This is a genomic window from Pseudocitrobacter sp. 73 (genome assembly GCF_008369545.1).
Classification (GTDB): Bacteria; Pseudomonadota; Gammaproteobacteria; order Enterobacterales; family Enterobacteriaceae; genus Pseudocitrobacter; species Pseudocitrobacter vendiensis.
The window spans coordinates 17,945-33,928 of sequence record NZ_VTZO01000001.1 but is presented as its reverse complement, the minus strand read 5'-3'; the positions used below and the strand labels follow the sequence as shown (position 1 = coordinate 33,928).

11 protein-coding genes are annotated in these 15,984 nt (G+C 51.8%); 8 read left to right on the top strand and 3 right to left on the bottom strand.

Annotated elements, in window-relative coordinates:
* Positions 1-2 precede the first annotated feature (2 nt).
* Positions 3-1,298, bottom strand: coding sequence for a sugar ABC transporter substrate-binding protein (locus F0Q32_RS00125; RefSeq protein WP_370516859.1), 1,296 nt, complete (start codon positions 1,296-1,298; stop codon positions 3-5).
* Positions 1,299-1,793: 495 nt separating this feature from the next.
* On the opposite strand from F0Q32_RS00125, the gene F0Q32_RS00120 reads away from it, so the two are divergent.
* Together F0Q32_RS00120 and F0Q32_RS00115 are read left to right on the top strand one after the other, a co-directional pair.
* Positions 1,794-3,023: an alginate lyase family protein gene (locus tag F0Q32_RS00120; protein WP_188016802.1), complete on the top strand. Its 1,230-nt coding sequence runs from the start codon at positions 1,794-1,796 to the stop codon at positions 3,021-3,023.
* A 19-nt stretch (positions 3,024-3,042) separates the two neighbouring features.
* On the top strand, positions 3,043-5,034 hold the full coding sequence (locus F0Q32_RS00115; RefSeq protein WP_149461428.1) for a heparinase II/III family protein: 1,992 nt from the start codon (positions 3,043-3,045) through the stop codon (positions 5,032-5,034).
* Between the two features lie 50 nt (positions 5,035-5,084).
* On the opposite strand, the gene fsa is transcribed toward F0Q32_RS00115, so the two are convergent.
* Complete coding sequence (fsa, locus tag F0Q32_RS00110; protein WP_149461427.1) at positions 5,085-5,747, bottom strand: fructose-6-phosphate aldolase; 663 nt, start codon at positions 5,745-5,747, stop codon at positions 5,085-5,087.
* 133 nt (positions 5,748-5,880) lie between these two features.
* Here fsa and F0Q32_RS00105 point away from each other — a divergent pair, with 133 nt between their 5' ends.
* From F0Q32_RS00105 to F0Q32_RS00080, 6 genes are all read left to right on the top strand, one after another.
* Complete coding sequence (locus tag F0Q32_RS00105) at positions 5,881-6,780, top strand: glycyl-radical enzyme activating protein (RefSeq protein WP_149461426.1); 900 nt, start codon at positions 5,881-5,883, stop codon at positions 6,778-6,780.
* Between the two features lie 4 nt (positions 6,781-6,784).
* The gene (locus tag F0Q32_RS00100) at positions 6,785-9,217 is read left to right on the top strand and encodes a formate C-acetyltransferase/glycerol dehydratase family glycyl radical enzyme (RefSeq protein WP_149461425.1); all 2,433 of its coding nucleotides are present in this window, start codon (positions 6,785-6,787) and stop codon (positions 9,215-9,217) included.
* A gap of 175 nt (positions 9,218-9,392) precedes the next feature.
* Positions 9,393-10,283 (top strand): Rpn family recombination-promoting nuclease/putative transposase, encoded by an 891-nt coding sequence (locus tag F0Q32_RS00095; protein WP_149461424.1) that lies wholly within the window; start codon positions 9,393-9,395, stop codon positions 10,281-10,283.
* Between the two features lie 96 nt (positions 10,284-10,379).
* Positions 10,380-11,195: a Cof-type HAD-IIB family hydrolase gene (locus tag F0Q32_RS00090; protein WP_149461423.1), complete on the top strand. Its 816-nt coding sequence runs from the start codon at positions 10,380-10,382 to the stop codon at positions 11,193-11,195.
* A gap of 162 nt (positions 11,196-11,357) precedes the next feature.
* Complete coding sequence (locus F0Q32_RS00085; protein ID WP_149461422.1) at positions 11,358-12,623, top strand: DUF1479 domain-containing protein; 1,266 nt, start codon at positions 11,358-11,360, stop codon at positions 12,621-12,623.
* 341 nt (positions 12,624-12,964) lie between these two features.
* Positions 12,965-13,672: an SIMPL domain-containing protein gene (locus F0Q32_RS00080; protein WP_149461421.1), complete on the top strand. Its 708-nt coding sequence runs from the start codon at positions 12,965-12,967 to the stop codon at positions 13,670-13,672.
* Between the two features lie 43 nt (positions 13,673-13,715).
* On the opposite strand, the gene F0Q32_RS00075 is transcribed toward F0Q32_RS00080, so the two are convergent.
* Entirely contained in the window at positions 13,716-15,650 is a 1,935-nt protein-coding gene (locus F0Q32_RS00075) for a M48 family metallopeptidase (RefSeq protein ID WP_188016801.1), read from the bottom strand.
* Positions 15,651-15,984 lie beyond the last annotated feature (334 nt).

Sequence of the window (15,984 nt, the reverse complement as noted above, 5' to 3'; positions counted from 1 at the left end):
CCTCAATTAGCCAGCACGTTTTGCTTTGCCAGTTCCTGATTAAGCTTTTCATTCATGGCATTCAGTTCTTCAGGAATGTCGCTTGAACAATCGGCAAAAATGCGGTTAAAGCCGTCAGCCGTGACCTGACGTGCAGGCGTCCAGTTTGGGATCTGCGGAACATAGCGACCATGACTGTTATAGAGGACGGCAAAGTTATTCCAGCGTGAGTCCTGATAGACCTGCTCAACATTGACGTTTTTGTTCACCGGCAGGCGAACAACCGGAATGTTTTTGCTGCCTTTACCCATGCCGATCTCCTGCCCTTCTTTCGAGATCATAAACTCGATGAATTTACGCGCATCTTCCTTCTGCTTACTGCTTTTCATCAGAAATACCGTGGTGCCTTCCGCCAGTGTGGCTTCCGTTTTTGGCCCCTGGATGTTGACGATTTCGTACTTATCTTTGCCGGGATCTTTATCCATCAACGCAATGTGATACGGTCCCGTGAAGAACATCCCGGACTGACCGGACCGGAAAGACGGTATGACATCTGCCGTGGTGGCGTTAATCGCCCCCGGTTGAGCCACTTTTTCGCACAGCAGCGTACGCACAAACTGCGTTGCCTGCGCAACTTCCGGCGTATTCAGCGTGGCGGTAAATTTATCGCCTTTCTTCTCGACATAGTCGCCGCCTGCCTGCCAGATAAAGCTGCTCATAAACCAACTGGCGTAACCGCGCGTGGTTGAGCCCGGAACGATAAACCCGTAGGTATCCTGCTTACCGTTGCCATCCGGGTCCTGCGTGGTAAAGGCTTTCGCCAGCGCTAAGATGTCGTCCCAGGTTTTCGGCTGAGGCAGGCCGAGTTTTTCGCGCCAGTCTTTTCTTACAAACAGGGCAAAAGTTTGCGCGGAAGTTGGCACACCGTAGTATTTGCCGTCCGCATAACGGGTACTTTCCCATGCCGTGGGGAACAGATCCTGACTGCCGGCAATCGACTCAGGTTTTATCTCCTCGACAATGCCGAGCTGAATAAATTGCCCCAACGCCGTGGCGTCGTTGAAGATCAAATCAGGCAGTGCATTCCCCGCCGCGGCACGTGCCAGACGTTGTTCAAAATCCGTCGTGGCGTTGAAGTACTCAATTTTGACGCCCGTTTTTTTCTCAAAGGCTTGCGCCTCATTTTTATAGATATTTTTTGAGTCATTGCCCGCACGAATCCAGACATTCAGCGTTGTACTGGCAAAGGTTTGCCCACATCCCAGTCCTAAAGCTGTTAACAGAAGTATCGAGCGAATTTTATTTCCAGACATTTTCATATCCTTTTTTTGTAGGGCAGCGTGGTATTACCGATTCAGTTAAATCAGACCGATTCAATATTAACCTTCATTTAATAGAATGCGTTTTTCAAATACAACGGGGCAAAATAGAAATAGCGTTTCGAAATTGAAAACTTTGTCTCTGATCACACTAAAAATCGGTTAAATTTTATACAAATAAAAAATGTATTTTATTTTCAATGAGTTGTGAAATTATGTTTTTTATTTATGTTTTTCACTTTTTTTGATTTCTGTCATATTTTGTGATGAAGAACACAATTTCATCCCCGTTTTTACGTTCTGACGTCAGGTTGGATCTGCATCACATTTTTTCCCGCATGCTCTTTTACACTGCGACAAATTAAATCCAGAACATTGTTTCAGGCGGTATTTAAATACTGCAGGATCTTTATTTTTTACTCATCACATAACAAATCGGTGACGCCATGAACATATTTTCCGGCAAACACCCAGACATTAACTAAGGGTATAAATATGAAAGTTGTGAAATATAGTGGAATATTATGTCTGACGATGCTCTCCCTGAGCATGAGCGCCTCATTGCACGCAGTCACACCGCTAAAACCGGCTATTCTCTCACCCGATGACCTGGCATACAGTCAACAGCAGATTACGGCAAAATCCCCCGCGTTTATCCAGGCTCGTGATGCGCTGGTGAAACGTGCCGACGCCGCGCTTAAGCATCCACTTTTTTCGGTGATGGATAAAACGCTGGTTGCGGTGAGCGGTGATAAACATGACTATTACAGTTTCCCGCCCTACTGGTGGCCCGATCCAGACAAAAAAGATGGCCTGCCTTACATCCGCAAAGATGGCGAAACCAACCCGGCGGCGAACAGTGACGCCACAGATAAAAATCGTCTGGTCAAAATGAGCAACGATGTCTATACGCTGACGCTGGCCTGGTACTTCACACAGGATAAACGCTATGCCGAAAAAGCCGTGGCGCAAATCAACAGTTGGTTCCTCAACTCACAAACCAAAATGAACGCTAACCTGCAATACGCGCAGGCGATTCCAGGCATTAACAATGGCCGCGGTATCGGCATCATCGACAGCCGCGCACTGGTTGACGTCGTGGATGCCATTGAACTGCTGCATGGCACACATCAGCTTTCCGATAGCGATTATCAGAAACTTCAGGTGTGGTATGGCGATTTCTGGCACTGGATGATGACCAGTCAGAACGGTTTTGATGAGCAGAACTGGCATAACAACCATGGCTCCTGGTTTGATTTGCAGGCAGCGACATTCGCCTGGTTTAGCGGAAAACCGGAAGAAGCGAAAAAACAACTGCAAATCACCCAACTTCGCCGCATCGCCGGGCATTTTGATATTCAGGGCCGACAGACCGCCGAACTCGAACGCACCCGCCCGTGGCACTACAGCAACTTTAATCTCGAAGCTTATAGCCGTTTGGGGCGTCTGGGCGAGAAAGTGGGCGTCGATATCTGGAACTTTTCCCTCGACGATCACAGCCTGCGTAACGGCTATGCCTACGTTGCTCAGTTCGTCGGCGGTAAAACCGCATGGCCGTGGAAAGACATCGATAAATGGGATGATAAAAAGGCGCTGTTCAACGTTTCTTCCGCCGCGCATGCCTGGCCTGACGATGCGGCCTTTACCCAGAAAGCACGATGGTTGCAGGCGAAATACCCGGACGACATCACCACGCTCATCAGCCCGCTGCCGCTCGCGCATTAATGCAAAGGATAAGCAAACCATGAAGCAATTTATTCATCGCTGGGATACGATTCGCGAACGCGCCTTACGCGGTTCCCAGGTTGAAGCGTTAATCCGTGGGCTTAACCCCGTTATCAGCGCCCCTGCGCAAGTGCCAGAGACGGGAATTGCCAGCTGGAATCTCTACTACTTTTGCCCCGAACACGGCGTAAGGCTGATATGGGATCGCCACGCCCCGACACAGCATCGCTGCCCGATTGATAACCAGATATTCAGCGGCGAACCCTATGACAGCGCGTGGTGGCGCGAGATGAATGGGCGTAATGCACAGGCCTGTTACCAGTTGGGCCTGCTGTGGCAACTCACCGGGGAAAGGCGCTATGCCGATAAAGCGGCGGAAATATTAACCCGCTACGCCGAGTACTATCCCGGCTATCAGGAACACGGCAATATTCCGCACAACGGTCCTGGCAAGATGAACGCGCAAACCCTGTGCGAAGCCAACTGTGTACTGGACATGGCGCTGGGCTACGATTTTATCGCCGATGCGTTATCACCGTCTGAGCAGCACGCAATTTGCCAGCGCCTGCTGCGCGAAGCCGCCACGTTTTTGATGGCCCACCGCAGCCCGCAAATTCATAACCATGAGGTCAAGATTAATGCGGCAATTGCGGTGATTGGCTTTATTCTTGAAGACGATACGCTACTTGATTTTGCCGTCAATCAGCCCTACGGGCTTCGCTGGCAGCTCGAACATGGCCTGCTGGAAGAAGGCTTATGGTTCGAAGGGTCGGTGCATTATCACTACTACGCGCTACAAGGTTTTATGGCCTTTGAAAAAATGGCGTATGGCACGTACTGGAGCCTGCGGCATCTTCCTTACTATCGGCAGATGCTCGATTTTCCGCTTTCCCTGCTGATGCCCGACGGCACCTTCCCCCGCCTGAATGATTGCATCGCAGGACAGGAGACGTTACACCATCGCGATGTCTATGAATTCGCATGGTTTTTGTATCACGAACCGCGCTACGCCCAGGTGCTGCATTTCCTCGGCGAAGAGACTCAGGATATGGAAACCGTGCTCTGGCGTGATAATGCCCTGCCGGAGTTCCCCACGTCGGTGATTCCAGAAACCTCCCTGTACGCGCCGGGCGCGGGCATAAGCCTGTGGCGTAAACCGCAAAACGGCCAGGCGGTGCTGATCAAGCACTCCCCCTATGGCGGCGAGCACGATCATTACGATCGTTTGAGCGTGATGATCTGGGATCACCATTTCCCTATCCTGCCGGATCTCGGCACCACCGGCTACGGCGCGGCGATGCATTACGCGTATTATAAAAATAGTGCGACGCATAACACGATCAGCGTAAATCAAACTAATCAACCGCCCGCGACGCCGCAGGTTTCTGGCTGGCATCAGGGCGCCGATTATTTCTGGCTCGACAGCCACGTCGACTGGCGAGAACCTGCGCCGCAGCTGAACAGCCACACACGCGTGGAGTGGGATGTCGATGCCTGGAAAGACATTCAGTTCCGCCGCCGGGTATTGTGGGTGGAGGATGCGCTGCTCGATATTTCTGATGTGGTGAATCCGCATGAGCAACAGCTTGACTGGACGCTGCATCTGGATGCGCAGGCGACAGATAGTCAGGGGGAACGGGCAACCTTTGCGGCGACCGGCCCGCTTAGCATCCTGCGTAATGGCGTGGTTTCGCCGCTGAATGATTTTCAGCGGCGTCAGTTCCGCCATCCCCGGGGAGAAATCACCCTTTGGTTCGCGGGCGATGGGGAGATATGGCAAGGTAACGCGCCAGGCAATCCGGCAATTAGCGACCTGAGTTACGTGATTTTACGCAGCCAGAAAAAAAACGCGCAGTTTGTTTGTGTGTGGGATTTTAACGCAACCTGCCCGATAACCGATATCCAGCTCACACAGGACGCAGAAGGTAGCTATTTTAGATGCTGGCGGGGTGAAGCGGTCAGCCGAATCACCCTGCCTGCGTCGACGGGCTTATTACCGATTCGGATGTGATGATTTCATAAACCCTTCCCGACAGCTGATGCTGTCGGGAAAAATAAGTTTTACAGCGAAGTACGACCAAACGCTGTTTGCCAGTCCTGCTCGAATTTCGCCACCGCAGCGTCCACTGCCGGGTAGCTAATCAGTTGCTGTGCGACATCCAGCGGCAACGTAATCGATTTACAGCCCGCCAGCAGGCAATCCAGCGCCTGACGCGGAGTTTTAAAGCTCGCTGCCAGCACTTTCGAACGTGGCGCATGCAGCGTCAGCAGTTCCTGCAATTCACACACGGTCTGAATACCGTTGCCGCCCTGCGCATCCACACGATTGACATAAGGCGCGACATACTCCGCCCCCGCCAGCGCCGACAATAAGCCCTGCGCCGCACCATAAACGGCGGTGCCCAGAGTTGGAATACCTTCCTCTTTTAGCAGCTTAATTGCCGCCAGGCCTTCCGCCGTGACCGGTACTTTTACCACCAGATCAGGAATAATCGCCCGCAGTTTATGGGCATCTGCCACCATGCCGTCGGCAGTGGTCGCCATTACTTGTGCAAACAGACGGCCTTTCCCGCCCATTGCCTCGTACAGCGCAGGCAGTAAAACGTCGAGGCTTTGTTTACCAGCCGCGACGATACTTGGGTTCGTCGTTACACCTGCCAGCGGAAAAATCCGCGCCAGCTTTTTAACTGCCGCTACATCAGAAGTGTCGAGATAGAGTTCCATCACCGTTCCTTAAACCGTGAGATTGAGCATGCTTTAACACTACCACGGGTAAACCTCACGTTTGGTTGATTTGCGTCAAAATAACTTTCATTCGAAAGTATTTAAATCTTTATACGAAAGATGAGGGCGACCTATGATTTTCAATATTCAGCGCTATTCCACCCATGACGGCCCAGGCATCCGCACCGTTGTTTTCCTGAAAGGATGTTCACTCGGTTGTCGCTGGTGCCAGAACCCGGAAAGCCGCTCCCGCGAGCAGGATCTGTTGTTCGATCCGCGTCTGTGCCTTGAAGGATGCGACCTTTGCCATCAGGCGGTGCCTGAGGTAATTGAACGCGCGCTGAATGGTCTGCTTATCCATCGCGAGAAGCTTAATCAAACGCATCTTGCCGTGCTTAGCGATTGCTGCCCCACCCAGGCGCTTACCGTGTGCGGTGAGGAGAAAAGCGTCGAGGACATTATGACGACGGTTCTGCGCGATAAGCCGTTTTACGATCGCAGCGGCGGCGGGCTGACGCTTTCCGGCGGTGAGCCGTTTATGAACCCGGAACTGGCGCTGGCGTTGCTGAAGAATGCGCATCAGCAAGGTATTCACACGGCGGTGGAAACCTGCCTGCACGTACCGTGGCGTTATCTGGAACCTGCGCTGCCCTATATCGATCTCTTTCTCGCCGACCTGAAACACGTTGACGACGCACACTTCAAAACCTGGACCGATGGGTCCGCCAAACGCGTGCTCGATAATCTGCAACGTATTGCGGCGGCAGGTAAAAAAATGACCATTCGCGTGCCGCTGATTCAGGGCTTTAACGCGGATGTTGATTCCATCAAAGCCATTACCGAATTTGCTGCCGACAAACTGGGCGCGCAGGAGATTCACTTTTTGCCGTATCACACGCTGGGCATCAATAAATATTCGCTGCTTGGCCAACCCTACAATGCCCCCGACAAGCCACTCGACGACCCGGAATTGCTGGATTTTGCCCAGCAGTATGCGCGCGAAAAAGGCTTAACGGCGACCCTACGAGGATAATCTGATGACCACTCTGACGCTCGACAAACTGACCGACCGTATCAAAGCGCATAAACTGGCGCTGGTAAATATCGTCAAGCCGCCGGTCTGTACTGAACGTGCACGCCACTACACCGAAGCCTATCAGCAACATCTGGATAAACCGATTCCGGTTCGTCGCGCGCTGGCGCTGGCGCATCACCTGGCGGAACGTACCATCTGGATCAAGCACGACGAACTGATCATCGGCAACCAGGCCAGCGAAGTACGCGCCGCCCCCATCTTCCCGGAATATACCGTGAGCTGGATTGAGAAAGAGATTGACGACCTGGCGGATCGCCCAGGTGCCGGTTTCGCAGTGAGCGAAGAGAACAAACGCGTGCTGCACGAAGTGTGCCCATGGTGGCGCGGCCAGACCGTGCAGGATCGCTGCTACGGTATGTTTACCGATGAACAAAAAGCCCTGCTGGCCACCGGAATTATCAAAGCCGAAGGCAATATGACCTCCGGCGACGCGCACCTGGCGGTAAACTTCCCGCTGCTGCTGGAAAAAGGCCTCGACGGTATGCGCGCCAAAGTGGCCGAGCGCCGCACGCGCATTAACCTCACCGTGCTGGAGGATCTGCACGGCGAGCAGTTCCTGAAAGCGATTGATATCGTTCTCGACGCGGTAAGCCTGCACATCGCGCGTTTCGCCGATCTGGCGCGTAAGATGGCTGCAGAAGAGACCCGCGAAAACCGTCGCGATGAACTGCTGGCGATGGCGGAAAACTGCGATGTCATTGCGCATGAGCCGCCGAAAACCTTCTGGCAGGCGCTGCAACTGTGCTACTTCATACAGTTGATTCTGCAAATTGAGTCCAACGGCCACTCGGTTTCCTTCGCCCGTATGGACCAGTATCTCTATCCGTACTATCGTCGCGATGTCGAGCTGGAACAGACGCTGGACCGCGAGCATGCCATTGAACTGTTACATTGCTGCTGGCTGAAGCTGCTGGAAGTGAACAAAATCCGCTCCGGCTCGCACTCTAAAGCCTCTGCCGGTAGCCCGCTGTATCAGAACGTCACCATTGGCGGTCAGAAACTGGTCAACGGCGACGCACAGGATGCGGTGAACCCACTCTCTTACGCTATTCTCGAATCCTGCGGTCGCCTGCGCTCCACCCAGCCGAACCTGAGCGTGCGTTACCACGCAGGCATGAGCAACGACTTCCTCGACGCCTGCGTACAGGTGATTCGCTGTGGCTTCGGCATGCCAGCGTTTAACAACGATGAGATCGTTATTCCGGAATTTATCAAGCTGGGCGTTGAAAAGCAGGACGCGTATGACTATGCCGCCATCGGCTGCATCGAAACCGCCGTCGGCGGCAAATGGGGCTATCGCTGCACCGGCATGAGCTTTATCAACTTCGCTCGCGTGATGCTGGCAGCAATGGAAGGCGGGCGCGATGCCACCAGCCAGCAGGTATTCCTCGGTCAGCAGAAAGCGCTCTCTGCCGGTAACTTCAGCCACTTCGATGAAGTGCTGGAGGCATGGGATACGCAGATTCGTTACTACACTCGCAAGTCGATCGAAATTGAGTACGTCGTTGATACGATGTTGGAAGAGAACGTCCATGACATTCTCTGCTCGGCGCTGGTTGATGACTGCATCGAGCGGGCGAAAAGCATCAAGCAAGGCGGCGCGAAGTATGACTGGGTTTCCGGGCTTCAGGTCGGTATCGCCAACCTCGGCAACAGCCTGGCGGCAGTGAAAAAACTGGTCTTCGATCAGGGCGTAATTGGTCAGCAGGAACTGGCAAAAGCGCTGGCAGAAGATTACGAAGGCCTGACGCATGAACAGCTTCGTCAACGCCTGATCAACGGCGCACCGAAGTACGGCAATGACGACGATAGCGTCGATACCCTGCTAGCGCGCGCTTACCAGACCTATATTGACGAACTGAAACAGTATCACAACCCGCGCTACGGCCGCGGCCCAATTGGTGGCAATTACTATGCGGGCACCTCGTCCATCTCGGCAAACGTGCCGTTTGGCGCGCAAACCATGGCAACGCCGGATGGCCGTAGAGCCAAAACCCCACTGGCGGAAGGCGCAAGCCCGGCCTCGGGAACTGACCATCTGGGGCCGACCGCTGTTATTAGCTCCGTGGGCAAGCTGCCGACCTCAGCAATCCTTGGCGGTGTGCTGCTGAACCAGAAGCTGAACCCGGCGACGCTGGATAACGAGAGCGATAAGCAGAAGTTGATGATGCTGCTGCGTACCTTCTTTGAAGTCCATAAAGGCTGGCATATTCAGTACAACATCGTCTCCCGCGAAACGCTGCTGGAGGCAAAAAAACACCCGGACCAGTACCGCGACCTGGTGGTGCGCGTGGCAGGGTACTCGGCATTCTTCACTGCCCTGTCACCCGATGCGCAGGACGATATCATCGCGCGTACGGAGCATACGCTGTAAGCCCTTGCCGGATGCGCTTCGCTTATCAGGCCATGTTTCAAGCCGGGGAAACCCGGCTTTTTTACGTCCTACGGGGCCGTTTTCCGAGTCGCCTCGCAGGATAATCACGCCAAAAACACATATCATTTCACGAGTGCTACAGTCCGCCCATCTTCAACAACCGGCACGGACAGCCATGAAAACCAAATTTCCCGCTACACCTCATGATGCGATTTTCAAAACGTTTTTGCGTCACGGTGAAACCGCGCGCGACTTTCTTGAAGCGCATCTGCCACCCTTTTTACGCCCCCACTGCAACCTCGATACGCTTAAGCTCGAGCCCGAAAGTTTTCTCGATGAAAAACTGCGCTCGCGCTATTCCGATGTGCTCTACTCTCTGCAAACCGGGAACGGTGCAGGCTATATTTACGTCATCATTGAACACCAAAGCTCGCCGGACGATCATATGGCTTTTCGCCTGATGCGCTACGCCATCGCGGCGATGCAACGTCATCTGGATATCGGCCATAAAACTATTCCACTGGTCATTCCGATTCTGTTTTATCACGGCGAGGAAAGCCCCTATCCCCATTCAATGGACTGGATTAACGAGTTTGACGATCCCGACCTGGCACGCCAGGTTTTCTACAATGCCTTCCCGCTGGTGGATATCACTATCACACCGGATGACGACATCATGCAGCACCGGAGAATGGCGCTGCTCGAGCTGCTACAAAAACATATTCGCCAGCGCGACCTCTCAGGTTTGCTTGAGCAACTGGTGACCCTTTTGCTGTTGGGATACACTACGGAAACGCAGTTAAAAGCGTTGGTGAGCTATATGTTCGTGGAAGGCAATACCGAGAACTGTAGCGCATTGCTGGAGAAACTGGCGCAGCGAGCGCCAAAGCACAGGGAGACTCTGATGACAATTGCGGAACAGCTTGAGCAGAAAGGTCGTGAAGAAGGCCAGCGAATCGCCGCGCAACGCATCGCACAAACGTTGCTCAAAGAAGGCCTCGATCGTGAAAAAGTCAGTGCGATAACCGGCGTGGCGGTGGAGGAATTGCAACAACAAGCACATTGACCCACGCCCTCATACTTTCATATGAAATAAATTTGTGGTTTCGGTCACATTGTAATTAGAATGTTTCTGGTCGCAGTTACATCAGGAGCACTGAGTATGACCGTTAAAGTTATCGTCACCGATATGGACGGAACTTTTCTTAATGACGCCAAAAAGTACGATCGTGACCGTTTTCTGGCGCAGTTTGAACAGCTTCAACAGCGTGGCATTGAGTTCGTCGTTGCCAGCGGTAATCAGTATTACCAGCTCATCACCTTCTTCCCGGAAATCCAGAACCGCATCTCTTTCGTCGCTGAAAACGGCGCGCTGGTGTATGAGCACGGGCAACAGCTTTTCCACGGTGAACTGACCCATCACGAATCGCAAACCGTGATTGGCGAGCTGCTGAAGGATAAAACGCTCAACTTTGTGGCCTGCGGTCTGGAAAGCGCGTATGTCAGCGAAAACGCGCCCGATGAGTTTGTGGCGCTGATGTCAAAGCACTACTACCGCCTCAAGCGCGTCGCCCGTTATACGGATATCGACGATAAGCTGTTTAAATTCTCGCTCAACTTGCCCGATGAACAGATTCCTGTGCTGATTGATAAACTGCGCATCGCCCTTGACGGTGTGATGAAGCCGGTCACCAGCGGCTTTGGCTTTATCGATCTGATTATTCCTGGCCTTCACAAAGCCAACGGCATCAGCCGTCTGCTCAAGCGTTGGGATATCTCCCCGCAGGCATGCGTAGCCATTGGCGACAGCGGCAACGATGCCGAGATGCTGAAGCTGGTGAAATACGCGTTTGCGATGGAAAATGCGGCCGAGAGCATTAAATCGATTGCCGATTATCAAACGGATGATAACAACCATCACGGCGCGTTAAATGTTATTCAGGCCGTGCTGGACAAAACCGGTCCCTTCCAGGCGTAAACCTGCGCCCTCGTATATTGCCGGATGACGGCTTTGCCTTATCCGGCCTACCGATCCCTGCCCAATCAGCCAGCAACATTTTAAACTTGCATTAACTTATTTTTAACTTAAAGTATCACTTGTAATCATTTTTACTTTCGAATGAAAGATTGCGAGGTTGATATGGCTCTTACCTTTACCCACGACACGCTGCCCGATAATCCCCAAATGGCTATCCGCCAGATGAAAACCGCGCTGCGTGCTCAACTCGGCGACGTACAGCAGGTTTTCGATAAGCTGACCGCAAAAATTGAAGCCCGTGTTGCAGATATTGAGGCTCGAAAAGCGCAGGGTCTGCCGATATGGCCGGAGATCCCTTTTTCTGAAATTGCATCGGGTAGCGTCAGCGACGCAACACGCGAAGAGATCAAGCGACGCGGTTGTGCGGTGATCAAAGGTCACTTCCCGCGTGAGCAGGCGCTGGCGTGGGATCGCGCCATGTTGGATTATCTGGATGCCAACCACTTTGATGATATCTATAAAGGCCCTGGCGACAGCTTCTTCGGCTCGCTGGAAGCATCACGCCCGAAAATCTACCCGATCTACTGGTCGCAGGCGCAAATGCAAGCCCGACAGAGCAACGATATGGCCGCCGTGCAGTCGTTCCTGAACCGCCTCTGGCAGGTCGAGAGTGATGGCAAACAGTGGTTTAACCCGGACGTCAGCGTGATTTATCCGGATCGCATCCGCCGCCGCCCGCCGGGCACCACCTCGAAAGGTCTGGGCGCACATACGGATTCCGGCGCGCTGGAACGCTGGTTGCTGCCCACTTATCAGCAGGTTTTTGCCAATGTGTTTAACGGCAGGATTGACGAATACGATCCCTGGAATGCGGCGCACCGTACTGATGTGGAAGAGTACACCGTCGATAACACCACCAAATGCTCCGTCTTCCGCACCTTCCAGGGCTGGACCGCGCTCTCGGATATGATTGCCGATCAAGGCCTGCTCCACGTAGTGCCAATCCCGGAAGCGATGGCTTACGTGCTGCTGCGTCCGCTGCTTGATGATGTGCCGGAAGATGAGCTGTGTGGCGTCGCGCCAGGCAGAGTATTGCCAATTTCCGAAAAATGGCATCCATTGCTTATCAAGGCGCTGACGTCAATACCGGCAGTGGAGGCCGGTGATTCGGTATGGTGGCACTGCGATGTTATTCACGCCGTCGCGCCTGTGGAAAATCAGCAAGGCTGGGGCAACGTGATGTATATTCCCGCCGCACCCATGTGTGAGAAAAACCTCGCCTACGCTCATAACGTGCGGGCAGCACTGGAGAAAGGCACTTCGCCGGGCGATTTCCCGCGCGAAGACTACGAGGTCAACTGGGAGGGCCGCTTTACCCTTAGCGACCTGAATATTCACGGCAGACGGGCGCTGGGCATGGAAGCCTGATTATCGTAGAGCCCTTCACGATCGACGGCGGTGTACATTTTTCCGGGGCGCACTCGCCGTAGTTCGCGCGCTGGGGCAGCGCTGCCGAAGGAAGAGAAATATCGGTTACGCATAAATGGCCAGTTAATGGGCGCATGAAAATTAGCTGAATAAACCTGTAGAAGAGAGAATAGCCCGATAGCAGGTTATTCTCTCTATTCCTCTTTGTTTTTTCGTTCTTGATAATACACGCGTGATACTCCATTATCTTACTGTGCACCACCATTGAATTACTCAACGTACTTAACCCATCAATAAATACAGAAAATACATATAAACAAATTTTATTCACGGAAGATATAATGAAAGCAAAACAGTGTATGGCAATGACGATATTATCTGCCGCGTGTTTCAGTATCTGCGTTCAGGCAGATACTGTCCCCCCCGTTCAGGGCCTTCATACCGTTGGTACAGCGATGCTGTCAGTTCCTGCGGAAATCGTGGTAATTCGTGTATCCGTAGTAGCCAAAAAGAAAGATGCCCTGACGGCGAAAAAGAGCGTCGACGACCGCATAGCCAACTATTTTGATTTTCTCGATAAAAATGGGATTGAGAAAAAAGATATTGATGCCGGAAATATTGATACCAGTACTGATTACGCATATTCGGAAAATGGCCGAAAAAGTGTCACGGGTTACAGCGCCTACCGTAAATTAATCATCACTTTACGCCAACCGGATAAACTTAACGACTTTCTGGACGGCGCGTTAAAGCTCCAGTTAAATGAGATTGATAATATCTCATTCACCGTCGCTCACCCTGAAGAGTATCAGGAGAAAGTACGTCAAATGGCGATTCAGAATGCCATTGATAAAGCGGAGTCGCTGGCAAAAGGGTTTGGTCGCAAAGTCGGACCGTTGGTAAGTATTGAGTACATGCCATCTGAAAAAGAGGAACGATGGCATTACGTTAGTTACCAGGCATCACCAAATCGTGCCACCCCCACCTACTCGGCCAAAGACGCGGTGTTTACCGACAACGTTGAAGTGGTGTTCTCGCTCGCGCAGTAACCCATAATCTCTTAACCCCGGCAGCAGTAATCACCGAGGTTAATCATGTGTAATCCTGTAAATGCTGACGTGCACGGTCAGATGTCAGGTATTGCCTAATCCACTCGATCAGTTTCTCAGGCGTCATCTTCACACGCTCATTACCGCTTTTAAGCCACAACGCATTAACGTCATAAATCTGCATTGCGCGTATCGCATCGTTAAAACGAATAGCCGGCATTGATTGTTTCGTTGTCAACGAAATGTCGGGGTGATAACCCTCACGCACATACAGCACCAGCATCAGCGAACTGGATTCACCCTGTAAATCAAACGCGGTTATATCGCACAGCATAAGTGGCTGGGGGAGATAAATACTTTCGATACTTTGCGCAGTAAGGGAAAAGACGGGCTGACAGGCTCGGCGCTTCTGCCGTTTTGCTTGCCAGGTAAAGACCACGCCGAAAAATAGCATGGCGATACCATAAAATAGCCAGTTCCAGCGCTGTAACACCAGGCCAGGAATCGACAAAATGAGAGACATCGCAATCAGCAGCCAGCCTCCCCAAAAAAGGATGGGCGCGGATTTCTGAATTATCCACAAGTCAAGACGTTCCAGGCCCTGACTGGCATCAGCCTGAAGTGCCTGACGCTGACGCTCAGTGATAGCCCTGGATAGGGTGTGATAAAGTGCTGGTTCGCTCGTATCAAATAACCGTTCAACGACCTCGTAATCCTTCTTACTTATCGGACGAGAAGCCCGAGAGATAAGCGTTTCATCAAGTGCCACGCCGAGGGCGGCGATCCGCTCACGTGTCACAGGATGGCTATCCATCGGATGTGCTATCTCACGATCGATTCCCGCCCGCACATACAAAGCCCCCCTCTGCGCAATAAAATCATGCAGGCTCGAAACCCAGTTCTCGGCCCTTACGCGTCGGTTAACCAACGCGTCCAGATGCTCGTTAACTGGTTCGGTTAACGCAATAATACGTAGCAGCGCGGAAGAAAAATCCTGCACGGACGCACTGTTAGCACCGGCACGATCGGCGGCCAGTTCGCGCTGACGATTCCAGTGGTTGACCGACTCGTGAAAACATTCCAGGAACCATCGCCCCATATCCAACGCAGGGTGCAACACAAGGTTATTCAGAAATGAGCCAGCCATGGAATTATCTGCGAGCGCCACAAGGCTACGGTTAATACTGTCGTAAATTGGAATAAAACGGAGACTGTACTGCGTATCATCCCCGGTAAAATGGCCCAGTTCATGACCAATTATCGCCGCGTTTTCCTCCTTTGACAGCAAAGAAGCATAGGTAAGCGGGAAATGTAACGTGTTACCTGTTAATCGCTCACCATCGTTGAGTTGCACGGCATTAGCTGTTACAAAAAAACTATCAAACAGACCGACAACAATGTTATCCGGGACGGTTAAATGTGCATTGTGGGCTATCTGTCGTATCCATTGCCAGAATACGGGCGCCTGCTGTTCAGAGATATTTTCCCCCAGAAGAATACTCTCAGTTGGCTGGAAAAACTGCAGTGATTTATTGAGAGTAGAAATGCTCTTTCCCAGAAGAGCAATAATGATCACAATGATGATTACACTGCCGAAAAGTGCTTTGATTTCCACTGCATGAATCTGGTGACGAGCCATGACCCACAGAATTTCAGAAGCAAGCAGACTCACCACCGCTAAACCACAGAGCATCATTTCACCCACCATTAGATAGGGGAGACGACGCTGACAAAGTGTAAAGCGGGAAATTAGTTGTTCAACGGAAGCCCGACTGTGCCGTGCCGACAGCGTGCATAGCAGTACGGCGCAGATGATAATACTCAACGCCCCACAAGATAATAACAAGCCAGATATCGCCAGCACCAGGCGTACATGCAATATCCCGTTGGTCGCAAAGCTATATAAGTTTGCTATATCTATCGTGTCGGTTATCCGCCAGTATTGCCAGCTTGCATAAAGTAGAATAAGCAGCGGCATGATAAATATATGTGATATTCGCGTGCGAGACATTAAATAACATTCCGATGTCACAAAAGCAGCATGAATATTACCCATCTTCATGAGCAAAATGCAATTTATATAATAGAAAAACCTTAAAAACGACCAAGTCATACCACAGACTTATGGGATTAATAATATTTATTTATCGTGCTTATTCAAATAACATCACAGACAAAATAAGATTTGAAAACAGAACACTAAAAAATTACAATTCATCATAGTAATATCCCCGTAAACTAAAGATATTTTTACACGGTGATTTCATAGCTTATGTCACACAGTAACGTCACCCAACACATAAATAAAAGGA